The sequence below is a fragment of the Streptomyces niphimycinicus genome, assembly GCF_018883605.1.
Classification (GTDB): Bacteria; Actinomycetota; Actinomycetes; order Streptomycetales; family Streptomycetaceae; genus Streptomyces; species Streptomyces niphimycinicus.
Map to the genome: position 1 here is coordinate 1 of NZ_JAHLEM010000327.1, position 19,025 is coordinate 19,025.

The 19,025-nt window shown below is 70.3% G+C and carries 18 protein-coding genes and 1 pseudogene; 6 read left to right on the top strand and 13 right to left on the bottom strand.

Translation table 11 applies throughout. The annotated features are described in order from the left end of the window. From KN815_RS27295 to KN815_RS27305, 3 genes are all read right to left on the bottom strand, one after another. Positions 1-816, bottom strand: coding sequence for an SAM-dependent methyltransferase (locus KN815_RS27295; protein ID WP_216344563.1), 816 nt, complete (start codon positions 814-816; stop codon positions 1-3). Positions 817-922: 106 nt separating this feature from the next. After that, on the bottom strand, positions 923-1,135 hold the full coding sequence (locus KN815_RS27300) for a DUF397 domain-containing protein (RefSeq protein ID WP_216344577.1): 213 nt from the start codon (positions 1,133-1,135) through the stop codon (positions 923-925). A 25-nt stretch (positions 1,136-1,160) separates the two neighbouring features. After that, complete coding sequence (locus tag KN815_RS27305) at positions 1,161-2,036, bottom strand: Sco1979 family transcriptional regulator (RefSeq protein WP_216344564.1); 876 nt, start codon at positions 2,034-2,036, stop codon at positions 1,161-1,163. 245 nt (positions 2,037-2,281) lie between these two features. On the opposite strand from KN815_RS27305, the gene KN815_RS27310 reads away from it, so the two are divergent. From KN815_RS27310 to KN815_RS27330, 5 genes are all read left to right on the top strand, one after another. Beyond that, entirely contained in the window at positions 2,282-2,743 is a 462-nt protein-coding gene (locus tag KN815_RS27310; RefSeq protein WP_253209274.1) for an ATP-binding protein, read from the top strand. A gap of 3 nt (positions 2,744-2,746) precedes the next feature. After that, on the top strand, positions 2,747-3,193 hold the full coding sequence (locus KN815_RS27315; RefSeq protein ID WP_216344565.1) for a hypothetical protein: 447 nt from the start codon (positions 2,747-2,749) through the stop codon (positions 3,191-3,193). Positions 3,194-3,455: 262 nt separating this feature from the next. Continuing rightward, on the top strand, positions 3,456-5,756 hold the full coding sequence (locus KN815_RS27320) for an AbfB domain-containing protein (protein WP_216344579.1): 2,301 nt from the start codon (positions 3,456-3,458) through the stop codon (positions 5,754-5,756). Positions 5,757-5,883: 127 nt separating this feature from the next. After that, entirely contained in the window at positions 5,884-7,734 is a 1,851-nt protein-coding gene (locus KN815_RS27325; protein ID WP_216344566.1) for a glycoside hydrolase family 76 protein, read from the top strand. A 77-nt stretch (positions 7,735-7,811) separates the two neighbouring features. Beyond that, entirely contained in the window at positions 7,812-9,317 is a 1,506-nt protein-coding gene (locus tag KN815_RS27330; protein ID WP_216344567.1) for a glycoside hydrolase family 43 protein, read from the top strand. Between the two features lie 17 nt (positions 9,318-9,334). Here the strand turns inward: KN815_RS27330 and KN815_RS27335 are convergent, their stop codons facing one another. Further along, positions 9,335-9,973 (bottom strand): TetR/AcrR family transcriptional regulator, encoded by a 639-nt coding sequence (locus KN815_RS27335; protein WP_216344568.1) that lies wholly within the window; start codon positions 9,971-9,973, stop codon positions 9,335-9,337. A 139-nt stretch (positions 9,974-10,112) separates the two neighbouring features. On the opposite strand from KN815_RS27335, the gene KN815_RS27340 reads away from it, so the two are divergent. Beyond that, entirely contained in the window at positions 10,113-10,727 is a 615-nt protein-coding gene (locus KN815_RS27340) for an NIPSNAP family protein (protein ID WP_216344569.1), read from the top strand. Positions 10,728-10,841: 114 nt separating this feature from the next. Here the strand turns inward: KN815_RS27340 and KN815_RS27345 are convergent, their stop codons facing one another. The 9 genes and pseudogenes from KN815_RS27345 to KN815_RS27385 all read right to left on the bottom strand — a co-directional run. Further along, a complete protein-coding gene (locus KN815_RS27345) occupies positions 10,842-12,152 on the bottom strand; it encodes an alpha-glucosidase/alpha-galactosidase (protein ID WP_216344570.1) in 1,311 nt (436 codons plus the stop codon). After that, entirely contained in the window at positions 12,149-13,105 is a 957-nt protein-coding gene (locus KN815_RS27350; protein ID WP_216344571.1) for a carbohydrate kinase family protein, read from the bottom strand. Before KN815_RS27350 ends, KN815_RS27345 begins: the two co-directional genes overlap by 4 nt. A 46-nt stretch (positions 13,106-13,151) precedes the next feature. Further along, complete coding sequence (locus KN815_RS27355; RefSeq protein WP_216344572.1) at positions 13,152-14,063, bottom strand: carbohydrate ABC transporter permease; 912 nt, start codon at positions 14,061-14,063, stop codon at positions 13,152-13,154. Then, on the bottom strand, positions 14,060-15,010 hold the full coding sequence (locus KN815_RS27360; protein ID WP_216344573.1) for a carbohydrate ABC transporter permease: 951 nt from the start codon (positions 15,008-15,010) through the stop codon (positions 14,060-14,062). The genes KN815_RS27355 and KN815_RS27360 overlap by 4 nt, the downstream gene beginning before the upstream one ends. Positions 15,011-15,020: 10 nt before the next feature. Further along, on the bottom strand, positions 15,021-16,349 hold the full coding sequence (locus KN815_RS27365) for an ABC transporter substrate-binding protein (RefSeq protein ID WP_216344580.1): 1,329 nt from the start codon (positions 16,347-16,349) through the stop codon (positions 15,021-15,023). 73 nt (positions 16,350-16,422) lie between these two features. Next, positions 16,423-17,262 (bottom strand): endo alpha-1,4 polygalactosaminidase, encoded by an 840-nt coding sequence (locus KN815_RS27370; RefSeq protein ID WP_216344574.1) that lies wholly within the window; start codon positions 17,260-17,262, stop codon positions 16,423-16,425. Between the two features lie 306 nt (positions 17,263-17,568). Beyond that, the gene (locus KN815_RS27375) at positions 17,569-18,180 is read right to left on the bottom strand and encodes a DUF742 domain-containing protein (RefSeq protein WP_253209275.1); all 612 of its coding nucleotides are present in this window, start codon (positions 18,178-18,180) and stop codon (positions 17,569-17,571) included. Positions 18,181-18,196: 16 nt separating this feature from the next. Next, the gene (locus KN815_RS27380; protein WP_216344576.1) at positions 18,197-18,646 is read right to left on the bottom strand and encodes a roadblock/LC7 domain-containing protein; all 450 of its coding nucleotides are present in this window, start codon (positions 18,644-18,646) and stop codon (positions 18,197-18,199) included. Between the two features lie 30 nt (positions 18,647-18,676). Beyond that, positions 18,677-19,025, bottom strand: a pseudogene (locus KN815_RS27385) (hypothetical protein); the annotation flags it as partial.

The following is a 19,025-nucleotide window of genomic DNA, read 5'->3' on the forward strand; positions in this document are numbered from 1 at the left end:
TCAGGGCTTGCGGGCCACCGCCCCGTACATGGCGATGTCCTCGTCCTTGATGGTTTCGGTGGAGGTGCCGTCCGGGCGCCACTTGTGGACCTGGGTGAGGCCGGGCTCCACCAGGTCGAGGCCGTCGAAGAACCGCTGGGCCTCGGCCTCGGTGCGCAGCCGCATGGGCATGTCGCGGGCCGCGTACTCGCGGGCGACCCGCGCCACCTCGTCCGGCGCGAAGTCGGCGGTGCCGATGGACATCGCCAGATGGCTTCCGGAGGGCAGCGGCTCAAGGAGGCGGTTGACGATGCCGTACGCGTCATCCTTGTCCAGGACGAAGTGCACGATGGCGATGACGGTCAGGGCCACCGGGCGGCCGAGGTCGAGGGTTTCGCGAAGCTCGGAGGCATCGAGGATGGAGGCGGGCTCGCACATGTCCGCCTCGACATAGGCGGTCCTGCCCTCGGGTGTGCTGGCCAGCAGCCCCTGGGAGAGGGTGAGGACGATGGGGTCGTTGTCCACGTAGACCACCCGGGAGTCCGGGGCCACCGCCTGGGCGATCTCATGGAGGTTGGGCGAGGTCGGGATGCCCGTCCCGATGTCGAGGAACTGCCGGATCCCCGCCTCTTCGGCCAGATAGCGCACGGCCCGGTTCATGAAGTCGCGGTTGGCCCGCATATGGATCGGGAGGGCGGGCCACTCCCGGGACATGGCGATGCCCGCTTCCTTGTCGGCCGGGTAGTAGTCCTTACCGCCGAGGATGTAGTCGTAGATACGTGCCGAATGCGCGCTCTCGGTGTCGATGCGGTCGGCCGACCATCCGTTGTCGCTCAAGGCGTCCCCTCCCAGTGGATCGTCAAGTTCGCTGTCGATGTGGCCCCCTGTCCGTGCGGGGCCGGGCCGGCCCCGCACGGACAGGGAAGGTTGCGGTGCCGTGGCGCTAGCAGAGGAAGTCGGCGTCGCCCGCCTTCACACCTGCCAGAAACCGGGTCATCTCGTAGGTGGTGAAAACCAGCGCGGGGCCGTCGGGGTCGGTCGACTGACGCAGCGCCACCCGCCCGTCGTGCAGCTTCTTGGCTTCGACGCAGGCGCCCCCGGCGTCGTCGCTCCACGGCTTGGACCAGCCCCTGGTGCCGAGATCATGGGAGGGCATGCCGCTGCGTATGTGGTGGTGCACTTCAGAGCTCCTTGCGAATGGCGCCGAGGACGGCCTCGGTTTTCCTGGCGGGCACCGACTGGGCGCCCATCCGGTCCAGGACCTCGCGATACACCACCACGTCTTCCTCTTTGTCCAGATACACCGCGCCGACCAGGCCGCTGAGGTAGACGATGTCGGGCAACTCCGCGGCCCTGAACCGGAAAACATGGAACGCACCGGCCCGCATGGCCGGATGCGGACCGCTTCCGAACGGCATGATCTGCACGGTCACCTGCGGGAGCGCGCTGATCTCGATCAGGTGGTCGATCTGGGCGCGCATCACGGCCGGGCCGCCGACCGGCCACCTCAGCACGGTCTCGTCCATCACCACCCACAGCCGGGGAGGGGATTCCCGGGACAGCAGTTCCTGGCGCTGCATCCGCAGGGCGACCCTGCGCTCGGTGGCCTCCGACGAAGCGTGCGGATTACCGGCGCTGAGCAGCGCACGCGCGTAGTCCTCGGTCTGTAGCAGCCCGTGGACGAACTGCGCCTCGTAGGCGCGGATCTGAAGCGCCGCCTGCTCCAGGTTCAGATACGCGGCGAACCAGTCCGGCATCACATCGCGGTAAGTGTGCCACCAGCCGCGCTTGTTGGCCTCGCGGACCGACTTCAAGAAGGTGTCGATCTCATGCCGGTCGGTGACGCCGTACGTCTGGAGCAGCTTCTCCACGTCCGCGAGCCGGAGCCGGGCCACCTTGGCGGCTTCCATCCTGCGGATCGTCGAGTGGCTGACCCCGATCGCCGCACCCGCCGCGTCGTATGTCAGGCCGGCCCGGGTCCGCAGCTCCTCCAACTGCCTGCCGAGGATCATGCGGAGGACAGAGGGTGCACTGCCCCATGCGGATTCCGCGGCCAACGCTCTACCTCCCCACACCGGGCATTACGGATGCAGTCTGTCACGGTCGCCGGACCGGGCAAGCGGAACCCCCGATGGCAACTTGCAATTTTCAAGTTACCGCTTGCAACTCGTTCGTTGCACCTGTCACAGTGGTCACACCGTCCGATCACGGTGGGAACGCTTGCGTGGGTACGTCCGTAGGCACTGCGCAGTGCGGGAACGGCACGGTCCATGACGCGCAGGCAGACGAAAGGCGGCCGCTCGTGGCTCCCCTCGCCCTTCCCCTGACTCCCCTTCGGACGTCCCGGGAGCGGGACACGCACCCCGCGGTCGCCTTACGGCTGCCGGCCATCGCCTCCTCGGTGAGCACGGTGCGCACGGCCGTACGCGAACGGCTGCGCGCCTGGGGCATGAGCGCCCAGGTGCGCGAGGACGCGCTCCTCGTGGTCTCCGAACTGGTCACCAACGCGATCACACATACGCTCAGCGATCATGTGGAGTGCAGGCTGAGCATCGGCGCGGACCATCTGCGCCTCGAGGTCGAGGAAGAGATCCGGGCCCACACCCTCCCCGCGCCGCGCACCCCCGACCCCGATGAGCACGGGGGACGCGGGCTGCTGCTGGTCGGCGCGGTGAGCAGCGCCTGGGGCGTCAGGGACACTCCGCACGGGCCGGGGCGGATCATCTGGGCCGAGCTGCCGGCGCGCACGGAAGAGTGTCACTGACCGATGGACCGACAGTTTGTTGCCCCTGAGGCCCCCTCACCCGGCCCGCCGAACCGCCGGCGAGGCCACGGCGGACGGCTGCGCCTGCCGGACGGACTGCCCGCCAGGCTGGGATATGACGCGGTGGGGATGCCCGCGGACATCGGCCGGAGCGTGATGAAGTGCCTGCCCCGCATCGGCTGTGTCTTCGCCGACGATCAGCGGTGGTGGTGGATCGTGCCGTCCGGATCGCATATCGACGTCGCCTGGCCGACGTTCACCAGCTATGCGGTGGGTGCCCAGTTGACCGATCTGAGCCCCCGCTCCCGCCTCCCCCGCCTGGTCCATCACCCCCAGGGCGACTCGCCGTACACACCGCCGATTCCGCTGTACTTCATGACCTGCCATATCGCAGGTATCCGGCCCCACTGGTCACCGGGGGACGCCGCCGGACCGTCCCAGGCGGTGTGAGCCGGACCGTACCGCCTCCCGCACGCTGACGCTCCGCACGGGGCCCAGCAAGGCCGACAACGTTGTCCCAGCTATGGACAAACCCCGGCCGAGAATGCTCTGGTATTCGGACAGCAAGTGTTCCCTGTGGAACAGTTCCGCCGCCCACCGGGCGGCGGCGCCAACCGGACCATGGAGCAGCAGCGTGCTGAAACACTTGTTCCTCCGCTTCCCCGCCCTTCTCCGTCCAAGACGGACCTGGCGGCGGCGCGTTGCCGCCGCCGTGGTCCCCGCGCTGGCCGCCACCGCCCTGCTCGTCTCCGGTGCCGGCCCCTCCTACGCCGCCGCGGCCCGGGACCCCAAACCCGCCCCGATGACCAGCCCGTTGACGAACCAGACCAACCAGGTCCCGGTCGACCATCCCCTGCCGGAATATCCGCGCCCGCAGCTCACCCGGCCCGACTGGGCCGATCTCAACGGCATCTGGGACTTCGCGGTCACCTCCCGCGACGCCGGGCAGCCGACCACATTCGGCGAGCAGATCCGGGTGCCGTTCGTGCCCGAGTCCGCGCTCTCCGGCGTCCAGCGCAAGATCACCCAGAATGACAAGCTCTGGTACAAGCGCACCTTCACCGTGCCATCCGGCTGGAGCGGCCGCCACATCCAGCTCAACTTCGGCGCCTCCGACTGGGAAACCACGGTCTGGGTCAACGGCCGGCAGGCCGGCGCCGCCCACCGCGGCGGATACGACGCCTTCTCGTACGACATCACGCCCCTGCTGAACGGCGGCACCAACACCATCGTCATCTCCGTCTACGACCCGACGGAGACCGGCGGCCAGGCCATCGGCAAACAGCGCGTCCAGGACGTCACCCCGCACCCCGGCAAGAGCATCGTCTACACCGCCTCGTCCGGGATCTGGCAGACCGTCTGGCTGGAGCCCACCGCCACCGCCCACATCACCCGCCTGGACATGGTCCCGCGCCTGGAGGACAACACCCTGCGGGTCACGGTGCGCGGCGCCGGCGGAGCCGACGGTACGAGCGTCAAGGTCACCGTCTCCAGCGGCGGCACCACCGTCGGCAGCGCCACCGGCACGGTGGGCACCGAACTCTCCGTACCGGTGCCGGGCGCCCACCTGTGGACGCCGGAGGATCCGTTCCTCTACGACGTCACGGCCGAGCTGACCGGCACCGCGGCCGACAAGGTCGGCTCCTACACCGGCATGCGGTCCATCGCGGTGAAGGACGTGGGCGGGGTCCGGCGGCCGGTGCTCAACGGCAAGTTCGTCTTCCAGACCGGCACCCTGGACCAGGGCTACTGGCCGGACGGCATCTACACCGCGCCCACCGACGAAGCCCTCAAATACGACCTGCAAAAACACAAGGACCTGGGCTTCAACATGGTCCGCAAGCACATCAAGGTCGAGCCGCAGCGCTGGTTCTACTGGGCCGACCGACTCGGGCTGCTGGTGTGGCAGGACATGCCCTCGATGGACAGCGGCAAGACCCCGGACACCGCCGCCCGCACCCAGTGGGAGAGCGAATACCGCGCCATCATCGACCAGCACCGCAGCTCGCCCTCGCTCATCCAGTGGGTGGACCAGAACGAGGGCTGGGGCCAGTACGACCAGGCCCGCATCGCCGACATGGTCAAGGCGTACGACCCCGCCCGCCTGGTCGACAACATGAGCGGCGTCAACTGCTGCGCCGCCAAGGACGGCGGCAACGGCGACGTCATCGACAACCACAACTACGTCGGGCCCGGCAACACCCCGACCGAGCCGGTACGCGCCTCGGTGCTCGGCGAGTACGGCGGCCTCGGCTACCGGGTGCCCGGCCATGAGTGGTACCCGGGCGGCGGGTTCAGCTACGAGGACCAGCCCACCACGGCCGCGCTCGACAACCGGCTCATCGGGCTGCTCGACGGGATGCGGGAGAACACCATGCCCGCGGGCGGCCTCTCCGCCTCCGTCTACACCCAGATCACCGACGTCGAGAACGAAGCCAACGGGCTCATGTCCTACGACCGCCAGGTGGTCAAGGTCGACCAGGCCCGAGTCCGAGCCGCCAACCAGGCCCTCATCGCGGCCTCCCGGTCACTGGGCGCGACGGTGAAACTGCCGGTCGGACAGAACGTGTCGATCCGGGTCACCACACCCGGCTACACCGACCGCTACATCCGCCACTACGACGGGCTCGGCTTCACCGAAGTGGTCAACTCGGCCAGTGGCGACCTGCTGAAACGGGACGCCACCTGGACGGTCAGGTCGGGTCTCGCGAACAAGCTCTGCTACTCCTTCGAGTCCCGCAACTACCCGGGCGAATACCTGCGCCACCGCGAATTCCGCGTCCGGCGCGAGGGGCCCGACGGCTCCACCGTGTCCAAGGAGGACGCGACCTGGTGCCCGGTCCAGGGCAGCGGAGGCGTCCGGATGTCGGCCGCCGGCTTCCCCGGACAGTATCTGCGGCATATCAACGCCGAGCTGTGGCTGGCCCAGCCGGGCGGCACTCACGCCTGGGACAACCCGGCGAGCTTCACCGAGGACACCACCTGGGCCATCGAGCCACCCTGGGCTCCCTGACCGACCGCCGCGGGCCCGCATCGACGGACCGCGCACCTCCGGCGGCCGCCCCACCGCACGGGCGGCCGCCACTTCTCCCCTCCCCCACGCTCATGCGCACGGCCCCCTACGGAAAGGCGGGTACGTCATGTCAGCGCGGCTCCACCGTGTCCTTCGCGGACTCCTGCCCCTGGCCATCGCCCTGGCCGGCCTGGTCCTCCTCCCCACGCCGTCCCGTGCCGCGACCCCGGTCTGCGCACTGGCATGCGACACCCTCGACCCCTCGAAGGCACAGCGCGACACCTTCCCCGTACCGCAGGTGAACCTGGGCGGCCGGATCCTGAAGCTGCATGTATCCGATCCCGACAGCATGGCCTGGGCCAGCATCGACAACGGCGTCAGCGGCGACTCGGTCTGGCTCGACCGCTCCTGGGACCGGGGCGCCACCTGGGAGGGCCTGCTCGGCAAGGCGAGCATCCCCGGCACCTGGACCGGCACCCGCACCCTGATGTACAACCTCACCGACCCGGTGGCACACCGCCGCGGCTGGATCCGCGCCTGCGGTGACGCCGCCGGTGTCACCTGCACCAACTGGGCCTACCCCACGGTGTGCGACGGCACCTCCTGCGACGGCGCCGACCCCGCCACCGCGGCGGGCGACGACCGCCCGGTGCCATCCACCACCCTCTTCGGGCGCACCATCAGCCTCCATGTCGACCAGCGCAACGGAATGGCATGGGGCGTCATCGAAAGCGGCGGCGCGGGCGACGAGATCTGGCTCGACCGCTCCTGGGACAGCGGCGCCACCTGGCCCGAGGGCTCCTCCCTCGGCCGTACGAGCGTGTCCTCGGGCAAGACCACGGCACGGACGGCCATGTTCGCCACCCGGGATCCGCGCGGGCTGATGTTCGGCGGCGCGGTCCGGGCCTGCGGCCGGGAGTCCGCCCACCAGGAAGGAAGCTGCACGGCCTGGGTACGGCCCGCGCCGAGCCGGGCACGCGCCGCGGCGGACGCGCTGATGGCGTCGTACCAGACGTACGAGGGCTGGTGGCGCAGCAGTTGGTGGAACTCGGCCGTCGCGGTCACCTCGCTCATCGACTTCGCCCAGCGCACCGGGCGGCACGACTACGACTGGGTCATCGCCCGCACCTTCGAGCAGAACCGCGGCACCTTCCCGGCCGGAGTGCGCAGCTCCGACGCGGTGGAGGGCCATTTCATCAGCCGCGCCATCGACGACGCCGCGTGGTGGGGGGTGGCCTGGCTGGCCGCCTACGACCACACCCATGAGCGGCGCTATCTGGACGAGGCGGTCACCATCGCCACGTACGTCCACCAGTACTGGGACACCGGAAGCTGCGGCGGCGGTGTGTGGTGGGACCGGGAGCGCACCTACAAGAACGCGGTGACCAACGGGCTGTATCTGTGGCTCACCACATCACTGCACCAGCGGATCTCCGGCGACACCGTATGGGGCGACCGGGCGGCCACGGCCGCCACCTGGTACCGGGGCAGCGGGCTGATCAACGGCGCGGGCCTGGTCAACGACGGGCTGACCGGCGACTGCCGCAACAACGGCCAGACCGTGTGGAGTTACAACCAGGGCCTGGCCATCGGCGCCTTCACCGAGCTGTGGCGGTCCACCGGCAACGGCCAGTATCTGGACACCGCCCGCCGCCTGGCCGATGCCGCGATCACCTCGACGGCGCTGACCCGCGACGGCGTGCTCACCGAGTCCTGCGACACCGGCACCGGCGCCTGCGACGACAACCAGAAGCAGTTCAAGGGCATCTTCATGCGCCACCTCGCCGACCTCGCGGACGCCACCGGATCCGCCACCTACCGGGCGTACATCACCAAGCAGGCCGACTCCATCTGGACCACCGACCGCGACCCCCTCAACCGGCTCGGCCAGCGCTGGGCGGGCACCACCCCGAACCAGGCGGACTGGCGCACCCAGGCAAGCGCACTCGGCGCGCTGACGGCCGCGGACGGCCGGTGACCCGCCACCCCGACACGGGGACGGCCACCCGGTCCGGACCCCACCCGTCGTACGCACATCGCCCCAAGGAGGCACCCATGCACCCCCGCACCACCCGCCGCCACGCGGCACTGCTCACCGCGCTCCTGGCCATCCTGTGGGGTCTGCTCGCCGCCCCACCCGCCGCCACCGCGGCCCCGTCCGCCACCGCGGCCCCGTCCGCCACCAAGGGGACGCCACACGCCGCCACCTCGACACCGCGCACCGCCGCCGCGGGCACCTTCCGCAACCCCCTCAACACCGGCCCCGACCCGTATATGACCGTCTGGAAGGGCAACTACTACCTCACCACGACGCAGGGCGACAGCATCCGGATGTGGCGCTCCTCCTCGCTGGGCACCCTGCTCGAGGCCGACCCCATCACCGTGTGGACGGACACCGATCCCTCCCGCAACCAGCACATCTGGGCACCGGAGTTCTACCGCTTCGGCGACCGCTGGTACCTCTACTACACCGCCGACGACGGCGTCGACGACCACCACCGGCTCTATGTGCTGGAGTCGGACCGCGACGACCCGGCCGGCCCCTACCACTTCAAGTCCCGGCTGACACCGCCCAACCACGCCTCCGACTTCGCCATCGACCCCGGCATCCTCCAGCACAACGGACGCCTCTACCTCGCCTACTCCGGCATCAACCAGTACCAGCACAACGGCATCAACATCGCCCCCATGTCCAACCCCTACACCGTCTCCGGCAACGCCGTCGCCCTGAACGCGGCCGGTGGCTGCCCCGAGGTGCGCGAAGGCGCCGAGTTCCTCTACCGCAACGGCCGCACCTGGATGACGTACTCCACCTGCGACACGGGCAAGCCGGACTACCAGGTCTGGATGATGTCCCTGCCGTCCACGGCCGACCCGCTCGTGCCCGGCAACTGGACCCAGCACACCGGTGCCCGGTTCTCCCGCGCCGACGACCACGGTGTCTACGGCCCCGGCCACCACGCCTTCTTCCGCTCCCCCGACGGCAAGGAGGACTGGATCGTGTACCACGCCAAGACCACGTCGGTGAACACCTACACCGACCGCACCACCCGCGCCCAGAAGATCACCTGGAACGCCGACGGCAGCCCCAACCTGGGCCGCCCGCTCGCCACCGGCGCCACCCAGGACCTGCCGTCCGGCGACCCCGGAGCGGGCACCTACTGGATCAATGACGACGGCCGGTCCAGCGGCGACGGAAGCGCCACGTTCACCGGCACCTGGAACTCGGGGACCGGCTGCGCCACCCAGTGCTTCTGGGGCGACGACCACTGGAGCGACCAGGCCGGCAACACCGTCACCTTCTCCTTCACCGGCACCCGGATCGCCCTGCTCTCGGTCCGCGACACCGGCAACGGCATCGCCGCCATCAGCGTCGACGGCGGCGCCGAGCAGCGCCGGGACTTCTACGGCGCGATCCGCACCGGCGAGACCCTCCAATACCTCAGCCCCCGGCTCCCCTACGGCCGCCACACCCTGCGCATCCGCGTGACCGGCGAGCACAGCGCCCAGTCGGGCGCCTCATTCGTGAGCGTGGACCGCGCGGAGGTGTACACCCGCTAGCACCGGCCACTCCGGGGCTACGGCATGTCCGCCGCGTCGGCCGCCGGGACGAGCAGACCGTGCAGGGCGTACTCCACCAGCTTGCGCACCTCCTCGGGGGCCAGCGATCCATGCCCGGCCATCAGGCGGAACGCGGGCGCGCCCAGCAGCACGTCCGTGGCCGTCGCGGCGTCCACGCCCCGCCTGGTCAGCCCCGCCTCGGCGGCCCGGCCCCAGTACGGCTCCAGGGCCGCCCTGCGGGGCGCCAGGAAGAACTCGTGGAAGTACGGCGCCGCCTGCGGCTCGGTCGCGCAGGCGGCCAGCAACTGCCCGAAGACGCCACCTTCCGGACTGGTGTAGTAGGTCAGCAGGTCGGTCGCGAAGGTGACCAGATCCTCGACGGGGCGGCCGGTGTCCGGGACCACCACCGCCTCGGCCGCGTCACGGCCGAACGCCTCCGCCATGATCGCCGCCTTGCAGGGCCAGTGCTTGTAGATGGTGGCCGTGCTCACCCCCGACCGTCCGGCGATGCGGTCGATGGTGACCCCGGCCGTGCCCACCTCGCGCATGAGCGCGCTGGTGGCGGTCAGCACCGCATCATGCGCCCGGATGCTGCGCGGGCGCCGTGGACGGTCCTGAGTGCGGCGCGCACCGGGTACATCGGCGGTGGTGTCCACGGCCGGCCTTCCTCTGTGCTTGGTCGCTTGCCCCTGAAGTGAAGTGATGTTTCACTTTAGTTTGTGATGCCCGGCGGCGCAATCCCAGCCGCCGTCAACCTCCGCGAACCGCGACGAAGGAACGGTCAGGACATCGGCCATGCTCTATGAACTCGCCACTCTCTCGCTCAAGCTGCGCACGGTCCCGAAGGCACTGTCCGCGCTGGAGACCTACACCACGAGCGATGCCACCGGCGGCCGGCTGCTCGGCTGCTGGGAGCCCGAACACGGCGTCATCGTCGGGCAGTTGCTGCTGCTGCGCGGCTTCGAGAACGCCGAGGAACTCGCCGAGGAGCGTACCCGCGTGCTCACCAGCGCCGACCCCTTCGGCATCGGTGAGCACCTGACCGGCTTCCAGGTGGAGAGCTACGCCCCGTTCCCCTTCCTGCCACCGGTCGAGCCGGGCCACTACGGCTCGGTGTACGAGTTCCGCACCTACCACCTCAAGGTCGGCGGCCTGGTGCCCACGATGGCGGGCTGGGAGGCCGCGGTGCCGGAGCGCACCCGGCTCCACCCGCTGACGACGGCCATGTACGGCCTGGACGGTGTCCCCCGTATCACCCACATCTGGCCCTTCCCCGACCTCAACGCCCGGCTGGAGATCCGCCGCGAGTCCTACGAACGCGGCATCTGGCCCCCCGAGAACGGCCCGGAGAACATCGCCCACGCCACCTCCACGATCGCCCTGCCCACCCCCATCTCCCCACTGGCCTGACCCCGGGGGCCGTCACCCGGCCCCCGGAGCCCGGCACTGCCCGGCCGGCCGCTTGGCACACTATTCTGCGGCGGGCCTTCAGGGCCTTCAGGGCCTTCAGCGCGGTCAGCGCCGTCAGCTCCCGAGGGTGGCGCGCAGCCCGGGCTGGAGCCGTTCGGCGTGTGCGCGCACCATGTCGTCGCACAGCTCCCAGATCTGCTCGACCCGCAGGGCCGCGGCGGTCGCCGGGTCGGTCATGGCCGCGTGCCGGATGTGGCGCGGCTCGTCGTCCAGGGCGGCCCGCACCACGAGGTCGTTCATGCTGAGGTAGGTGCGGTTGAGCGCGGCGAGCTGCGGGGGCAGCGCACCGGCGCGGGTCGGCTGGACACCGGACCGGTCGACCAGGCACGGCACTTCGACCACGCCGTGGGCCGGAAGGTTCTCGATGAGGCCGTGGTTGGGCACATTGCCGTAGACGGTCCTGGGGGTGCCGGTCACCATCGAGTGGATGATCTGCGGGGCGTACTCCATAGTCCCCTCGACGTCGATGCAGGCACCGGCCGCCAGGTCGTCGCGGGTCCGCTCGTAGGCGGCGACGTTCTCGTCCACGATGCCGAGATAGGCGCCGATGGGCAGCCGCAGCCGCTCGATCTCGCTGTCGTGGTGCAGATACCAGGGCACGTACTCGGAGGAGTGCTCGCTGGTCTCGGTCGGGTAGTGGCCCAGCCGCCGGTACATGTCGACGCGGACCCGGCGCCGCAGTTGCTCGTTCTCGGCGATCAGCTCGTCCAGCCGGGGGTACAGGTCGGTGCCGTCGTGCTCGAAACGGAGCACCCACGCCTGGTGGTTGACCCCGGCGGCGCGGTAGGTGATCTCGTCGAAGGGGACCCTCAGCAGGATGCACAGGTCGTGCATGGTCCAGTACACCGAGTGGCACAGGCCGACCACCCGGGCCAGGCCGGTCGCCGCGGTGAGGTACTGCACGTTCATGGCCATCGGGTTGGTGTAGTTGAGCAGCCACGCCTCGGGGCATACGGCGGCGATGTCCTCGCCGAGCGCCCTCAGGAACGGGAAGGTGCGCAGGGCGCGGAAGATGCCGCCGACGCCGAGGGTGTCGCCGATGGTCTGCCGCACTCCGTGGCGGGCGGGGATCTCGAAGTCGGTGCGGGTGGCCTCCCCCATGCCGATCTGGACGAGGTTGATGACGAAGTCGGCGCCGTCGAGTGCTTCGCGCCGGTCGGCGTGTGCGGTGATGTGCGCGTCGGCGCCCCGCCGCTCGGCGATGTACCGGGCGGCGGCCTCGGCGGTGGCCAGGCGTTCCGTATCGATGTCGTGCAGGGCGATCCGCGCGGCCTTCAGCTCCGGGAAGGCGAAGAGGTCCGCCAGCAGGCCCTGGGTGAAGACGACGCTTCCGGCGCCGATCAGCACGATTTTGGGGTTGGTCATGACGGGCTGTCTCCGTTGACGGTGAGGTGGGTGAGGGCTTCTTCCCAGGTGGGCTGGGCGGTGGTGCCGCCTGCCGCGCGAGTCGACAGCGCACCGCAGGCGGCGGCGAGGTCGAGCGCCTCGGCGATGGGCCGGCCCGCGAGCCGTCCGGCGAGGAAGCCCGCGTTGAAACTGTCGCCCGCGCCGACGGCGTCCTGGGGTGTCACGCGGATACCGGCGGTGGTGAGCAGGGTCCGGCCGTCGTGGCACAGGGCGCCGTCCGCCCCGTTCTTGACGGCCACCAGCGAGATCTGGTGTGCGAGGAGTTCGGCGGCGGCCGCGACGGATGTGCCGTCGGTGCCGGCCAGCCGGTGCGCCTCGGCGGCGTTGGGCAGCAGGATGTCGGTCCGGGCGAGGACGGGCGCCAGCGCCGCGCGGTCCCAGCGGCCCGAGGGGTCGTCGTTGGTGTCGAGCGAGGTGGTGGCGCCCGCCGCGCGGGCGGTGTCGAAGAGGCCCGGCAGATCGGCGGCGAGCCCCGGCATCAGGAAGTAGGACGCGGCGTGGACGTGCCGGGCCGAGGTCAGCAGATGCTCGGGCACATCGCGGCCCGAGGTCGCGGCGAGGGTGCCCGGCGCGGTGAGGATGGCCCGGTCGTCGTCGCGGGTCACGATGACGGTGAGCGGTGTCGGCAGGCTCGGGTCCAGGTGCAGCCCGCTGATGTCGACGCCTTGTGCCGCGAGTTGGTCGCGCATGTGGTGTCCGGCGCCGTCGTCCCCGATACGTCCGGCGAAGGCCACGCGCAGCCCCAGCCGGGCGGCGCCGCACGCGGTGATCGCGGCGGATCCGCCGAGGGTGAGGGCACCGCTGTCGATGAGCTGTTCGCGCTGGCCGAAGGCGAGTGGGGTGGTGAGCGGTCCGACGATGACGTCCGGGTTGGCGTCCCCGATGACGAGCAGGTCGAAGGTGGGCGGCATGCGGCTTCCTGACGAGTGGTGAGGGAGGGGCGGCGCTGGACCGTGGTCAGCCCTTGAGGCCGGTGGAGGTGATGGACCGGACGAAGGTCTTCTGGGCCGCGAGGAAGGCGAGCAGCACCGGCAGCACGGTGATGACGTTTCCCGCCATCACGGCCGACCACTGGGTGTGGTGCTGTCCCCGGAAGGTGGTCAGGCCCAGTTGGAGGGTGTAGTTGGCGTCGTGGTTCAGGGCGATGAGCGGCCACGACAGATCGTTCCAGGTGGTGAGGAAGGTGAGGACGGCCACGGTGCTCAGCGCGGGGCGGGACAGCGGGACCACGATCTGGAACAGCACCCGCAGCCGCGAGCACCCGTCGATCCAGGCGGCCTCCTCCAGCTCCCTGGGCAGCGAGAGGAAGAACTGCCGCAGCAGGAACACCGCGAACGGCGTCACCAGTGACGGCACGATCAGCGCCCCGAGGGTGTCGACGAGCCCCAGCTTCCGCATGACCAGGAAGGTCGGGATCATCGTGAGCTGGAACGGGATGGCCATGGTCGCCAGCATCAGGACCAGCAGCACCCGGGAGCCGCCGAACCGCATCCGGGCGAAGGCGTATCCGCCCAGCGTCCCGAGCAGCAGGTTCGAGAAGACCGCGACGGCCGAGACGATGAGGGAGTTGGCGAACCAGCGGGGGAACATCGCGTTGCCGAGCACGAAGCGGTAGCCGCCCAGGTGGATCCCGGAGGGCCAGAGCGCCGGTGGGAACCGGTTGATCTCCGCGTCGCTCATCACGGAGCTGAGCCCCAGCCAGATCAGCGGTACGGCAAAGAGCAGCGCCAGTGGCGCGAGCAGCAGATGCCATGGGCTGAACGGCAGCCGGAACCGGCGCCGTGGCCGGGCCACGGGCTCCCCGGCGCTCCGGCCGACCGGCCGGAGCCGGTCGGTGGCGCTCCCGGGCAGGTGGGACAGGTCCGTCATGACGTGGCTCCCTTGAGGCGGCGGTCGTCGCGGCGCCGGATTAGCCGCAGCCCGGTGGCGACCACGAGCAGGGCGACGCCGAGGACGTAGGCCGCCGCGGCCCCGTATCCGGCGGTGAAGTTCCGGAACGCCTGCTCCCAGACGAAGTAGACGATCACGGTGGTCGATCCGAGCGGACCGCCCTTCGTCGTCACATACACCAGGTCGAAGACCTGGAGGGCGCTGATCGTCTGCCAGAGCAGCAGGAACACACTGACCGGCGCGATGGTGGGCAGGGTGACATGGCGCAGCACATGGCGGCGTTCCGCGCCGTCCAGGGTGGCGGCCTCGATGAGTTCCCGGGGTACGTCCTGGAGGGCGGCGAGGTAGATCACGACGCAGAAGCCGGTGCCGCTCCACAACGAGATGGCCACCAGGACCAGCAGGGCCTGGGCCGGATCGGACAGAAACCCCTGCGGGGAGAGCCCGAGGCGGTGCAGCAGCGCGTTGGCCGCGCCGAACTCCGGGTCGAGGATGAAGGAGAACAGGACGCCCTGGGCGGCGGCGGAGACCACGAACGGCACGAAGAGCAGGGTGCGGTACAGGCCGGAGAACCGGATGCGGCGGTTGAGGACCAGCGCGAGCGCCAGCCCCAGGCCGATGCTCAGCGGCACGTACAGCGCGGTGTACACCAGCGTGTTGCGCACGGCCTGGGCGAACTGCGGATCGTCGGCGAGCTGGCGGTAGTTGTCCCAGCCCACCCAGACGCTCGGCGTGAGGAGGTCGCTGTACTGGAACGACAGCAGCAGCGACCACAGGACGGGGACGACGCTCAGGCCGAGGATGACCAGGACGGAGGGGAGGACGAACGCCCAGGCGGTCGCGGCCTCCCGGCGGCCTCTGCGGCGCGGCGACCCGGCCGGTGTCCGCGATGCCGGACGGGTGATGGGGGTGGGCAGACGGGACATGTGTTGCTCCTCAACGCACCTTGGCCATGGCGGCGTTGGCCTCGTCCGCGCACCGCCGCAGCGCCTTGGCCGGTGTGCTCTTCCCGAGCAGGACGGCGGTGATGGCCTCGCCGAACGGCATGGAGATCTTGGGGTAGGCCCGGTCGACGGGCCGTACCCGCGCGGTCTCCAGCGCCTCGGTGAACACCTGGAGACCGGGCACCTCGGCCGCGTGCCTGCGCCACTTCGGACGGCGCTCGGCCGGCCGGCTCTGCGGCAGGCTGCCCGCCTCGGAGTCCCACAGATATGCCTGGTCGGGCTCCATGAGCCAGCCGATGAACGTACGGGCGGCCGTCAGCCGCGCGGAGCCGTTGTCGAACACGCTCCAGGTGTCGGGGCCGGAGATCGTCACCGACCGGCCGTGGAAGCCGGGCAGCGGGACGACGTGATAGTCGAGCTTCGCCTGGCGGATGTCGGGCAGTTGCCAGGGGCCGGTCGCGACCATGCCGAGCCGGCCGGTGGAGAACGCCTGGTACATCTGCTCGCCACCGGGCTTGGGGTCGACGTAGACGCTTTTGTCCCGGGCCAGTTCGGCGAGCACATCGAGGGAGCGGACACCGGGTTCACCGGTGAATCCGATCTCCCGCTTGCCCTTGGCGATGACCTCTCCGCCCAGGTCCCAGATCATGGGCCACAGCCGCCACACCGTGTCCTCGTCGCCCGCGCCGGGCCAGCCGGTGCCGAACGTGCCCTTGCCGCGGTCGGTCAGCTTCCGGGCCGTCTCGGTGAAGTCCTGCCAGGTCCAGCCCGGTGCGGGCAGCTCCAGCCGGGCCTCGCGGAAGAGCTTCTTGTTGCACACCACGGCGAGCGAGTCCAGCACCGCGGGCACCGCACGGACCACACCGTCGACCATGACGCCCTCCCGGGCGGCCGGCCAGTACTGGTTCCAGGGCACCGGCTGGGATTCCACGACCGACGTCATGTCCGCGAGCTGGGGACTTCTGGCGACACTCGCCAGGTCGGAGCCGAAGATATAGGCGACGTCGGGTGGCGACTGGGCGACGAGACCGGCCATCACCTTCTGGAGCATGTCGTCCGCCAGCACCCCGCCGCCGATGTCGACCCGGATGGCGGGGTGGCTTCGGTGGAAGTTGGCCACGAGCCGCTTGAACGCTTTCAGCGAGGGGCCGTTCTGCCCGTGCCACACCTCGATGTGCACGGTTCCGTCGGAGTCCACGCCCAGGCCCGTCCCGCATCCCGCCACCGCCGTACCCGCTGCCGCGGTGAGGGCCAGCGCGCCACCGCCGCGCAGGATGCCACGGCGCGAGGGCCCGCGGCGGCCACTGCGGTCCGCGTCCATAACTGCCTCCAGATGTTCGGTGAGTGGGTGGCCGCCACGGTCCGCGGCGGCCACCCACCGTCCCCGGCCGGGACTACGGGCAGGTCTTGCGGACGTAGCCGTCCTCGCCCTTGGGCAGCACATAGAGGTCGCGCTGGACGACGCTGACCCGGTCGCCGTACTTGCAGGCGTTCTTCATCCCGGCGTTCGTGTACTCGATGAAGATGGCGTTGTTCCCGAACGCCGCGAGGTAGTCGGCGCACTCCTGGTACTCGGGGTTGCCGCATTCCTCGGCGATGGCGAAGTCGAGGCCGTTGGCCGCGTGGTTCTTGGCCAGCTCCACGGTGTTCTTCTGACCGACCGCGAGGCCCTTGCCGTGGCCGTAGGCGGACAGCATCCGGATGTAGGTCTGGGCGTGCTTCTCGGTGATCCGGCCCTTGACGACATCACGGGTGAAGGTGTCGAAGTTGTCCAGTTCCAGCGCGTCGAAGCCCTTGGCGGCGCATTCGTCGATCTGGGCGTCGATCTTCTCCGCGATGCCCTCCCGCTTCTTCTCGGTGGTGATGTCGAGGATCGCCTCGTCCCAGTCCGGGTCGATGATGACTGCACCGTCGTCGTTCTTGAGCAGCAGGTCGGAGGGCCAGTCCGCGGGGCCGCCGGGCTGGCCGGTCTTCTGCGTCTGGAAGGCGTTGACGTAACAGATGTTGTACAGGCCGGGTGCCGGGGAGGCGCTGTGGTCACGGCTGACGACCCCCACCCCGGACGGCGGGGTGTACGCGCCGCCGATCTGGTAGTCGAAGCCCGCGTGGACCGGCGGAAGGGCGACCGTGGCGGCCGAGGCGGGGGCGGGGGCGAGAACGCCGGCCGCGGCGGCCGCGGCGCATGCCACGGCGGCGCCCACAATGGTACGGATGCGCGAACGGTTCAGGCTCATCGCTGAGAGCTCCATGATCCGTGGGCACGGCCCCGCCTCGGTCGCAGACAGCGACCTGGCGACTCGGGCCGGACTCACGGCGGGGCCGCATACCGGCTGGGCGTACCTCTGTCGCCGAGTAATTCGACATCGGCGTGCCAGGGAGTAAACCGATCAAACCGAGCCACGTCAAGAGCGTGAAACTGCTCAGTGTCGGCTCGGAACACGCAGAAGCGATCAGGATGGAGGGGGTACGCGGCGGACATTACGCACAGATGCGGGCATGTCGATGCGCGGGAACCGATCGGTCCCCGCGCGCCGAACACACTAGATGCGCCGGAGTCCCACCAGGACTCTCTCCATCAGGGCGCGGTCCGGCGCGGCGCCCTCCTCGGAGGCCGTCCGGTGGACGACGATCAGCCCGTGCTCGGCCATGTCGCCGAGCAGCACCTTGGCCACCCCCAGGGGCACCATGAGCATGGCCGCCACCTCGGCCACCGACCTCGGCTCCTGACACAGCGCGATCACCGGGCGGTGGTCCGCTTGCAGGACGTCGGTCGAGCGGTGACCCAGCTCGGTGGTGGTCACCAGGGTCTCGACCTCGAAGTGATGGTGGGACCTGGTCCGGCCGCCGGTCCATGAGTAGGCGCGCACGAGCGCGGCCGGGCCCTGGCTCTCGTCGTGCTCGGACTCCCAGGCGGCCGGCGCCTCGGGCTCCGGCGACGCCCTCGGGAAGAGTTCCCCGGGCTCCTCGGGCCGGCCGTCCCCGCCCTCACGGCGGGACGGGGCCTCCGGCGTCCCCTCGGAACGAGCCGCCTTCCGCCCGCGTCGCCCCTTGCCGAAGCTGAAGGCGTTGAGCACGTCGGCGAAGGTCTGCTCGTCCTCCGCCCCCTGTTCTCTCCCAGGTCCCTGCCCGGAAGGGCCTTCACCGGTGCTCATCATCTCCCCGTCCGGCCTATTGGGCTGATGTCCGCTTCACGCCGCGCAGGTTCAGCTCCTGCAACTCAGCGCGGAGCTCCGGGGTCAGCAGCTCGCCGACCTGGTCGACCAGTACGGTCATCTCGTAGGCCACCTGACCGATCTCGCAGTCCGGCGCCGCCAGCACCACGAGACACGAGCCGTCCTCGATCGACATCAGGAGCATGTTCCCGAGCTCCATCTGGATGACCGAGGACCGCACATCACCGGTCATCAGGCACTGGGCGGCGCCCTGGATCAGGCTGATGGCCCCGGCGGCAATGGTGGCGACCTGCTCGGCCCGCTCGGCCACCAGCCCGTCCGACGCGGTGAGCAACAGTCCGTCGGCCGAGACCACCACGGCGTGCGCCACATTGGGCACACGCTCGGTGAAGTTGGTGACCAGCCATCCGAACTGGCTCACCTCCCGCAACTGGGGTGAGGTCATTGGTTCTTCCTGTCCATCTTCGCTGAGACCTTATGTCTCGTCGCGTCCGTCGGGCTGACCCCGGCGGATGCCCGACTGGTAATTGCTGAGGAACGAATGGGTGCGGCCGGCGTTCCGCCGCGCGGATTCCTCGTCACCGGCCGCACGCGGCTTGGGGCGCTCCTCGGTGGCGCGCGGCTTGGCCCGGTCGGTACCCGGGTCCTGGCGCGGCACCCGCCGGGGCAGTCCGGCCTGGGTGACTCCGCCCGCGTCGGCGGCGCCCGGCCGCTCGTGGACGATCTGGCCGGGGTCGTCGGCGGCACCCGGCCGGCTCTCACCGGGGGACGCGGGCGCGGCGGGTACGGGCCGCCGGGGCAGCTCGGAGGCCGGGCGGTCGGCC

What these genes read in the sequence shown, in the direction of transcription:
- KN815_RS27300 (WP_216344577.1), bottom strand. Translation starts at nt 1,135, where the DNA reads ATGCCCTCCCATGATCTCGGCACCAGGGGCTGGTCCAAGCCGTGGAGC.
- KN815_RS27315 (WP_216344565.1), top strand. Translation starts at nt 2,747, where the DNA reads ATGGACCGACAGTTTGTTGCCCCTGAGGCCCCCTCACCCGGCCCGCCG.
- KN815_RS27325 (WP_216344566.1), top strand. Translation starts at nt 5,884, where the DNA reads ATGTCAGCGCGGCTCCACCGTGTCCTTCGCGGACTCCTGCCCCTGGCC.
- KN815_RS27330 (WP_216344567.1), top strand. Translation starts at nt 7,812, where the DNA reads ATGCACCCCCGCACCACCCGCCGCCACGCGGCACTGCTCACCGCGCTC.
- KN815_RS27340 (WP_216344569.1), top strand. Translation starts at nt 10,113, where the DNA reads ATGCTCTATGAACTCGCCACTCTCTCGCTCAAGCTGCGCACGGTCCCG.
- KN815_RS27345 (WP_216344570.1), bottom strand. Translation starts at nt 12,152, where the DNA reads ATGACCAACCCCAAAATCGTGCTGATCGGCGCCGGAAGCGTCGTCTTC.
- KN815_RS27350 (WP_216344571.1), bottom strand. Translation starts at nt 13,105, where the DNA reads ATGCCGCCCACCTTCGACCTGCTCGTCATCGGGGACGCCAACCCGGAC.
- KN815_RS27355 (WP_216344572.1), bottom strand. Translation starts at nt 14,063, where the DNA reads ATGACGGACCTGTCCCACCTGCCCGGGAGCGCCACCGACCGGCTCCGG.
- KN815_RS27360 (WP_216344573.1), bottom strand. Translation starts at nt 15,010, where the DNA reads ATGTCCCGTCTGCCCACCCCCATCACCCGTCCGGCATCGCGGACACCG.
- KN815_RS27365 (WP_216344580.1), bottom strand. Translation starts at nt 16,349, where the DNA reads ATGGACGCGGACCGCAGTGGCCGCCGCGGGCCCTCGCGCCGTGGCATC.
- KN815_RS27370 (WP_216344574.1), bottom strand. Translation starts at nt 17,262, where the DNA reads ATGAGCCTGAACCGTTCGCGCATCCGTACCATTGTGGGCGCCGCCGTG.
- KN815_RS27375 (WP_253209275.1), bottom strand. Translation starts at nt 18,180, where the DNA reads ATGAGCACCGGTGAAGGCCCTTCCGGGCAGGGACCTGGGAGAGAACAG.
- KN815_RS27380 (WP_216344576.1), bottom strand. Translation starts at nt 18,646, where the DNA reads ATGACCTCACCCCAGTTGCGGGAGGTGAGCCAGTTCGGATGGCTGGTC.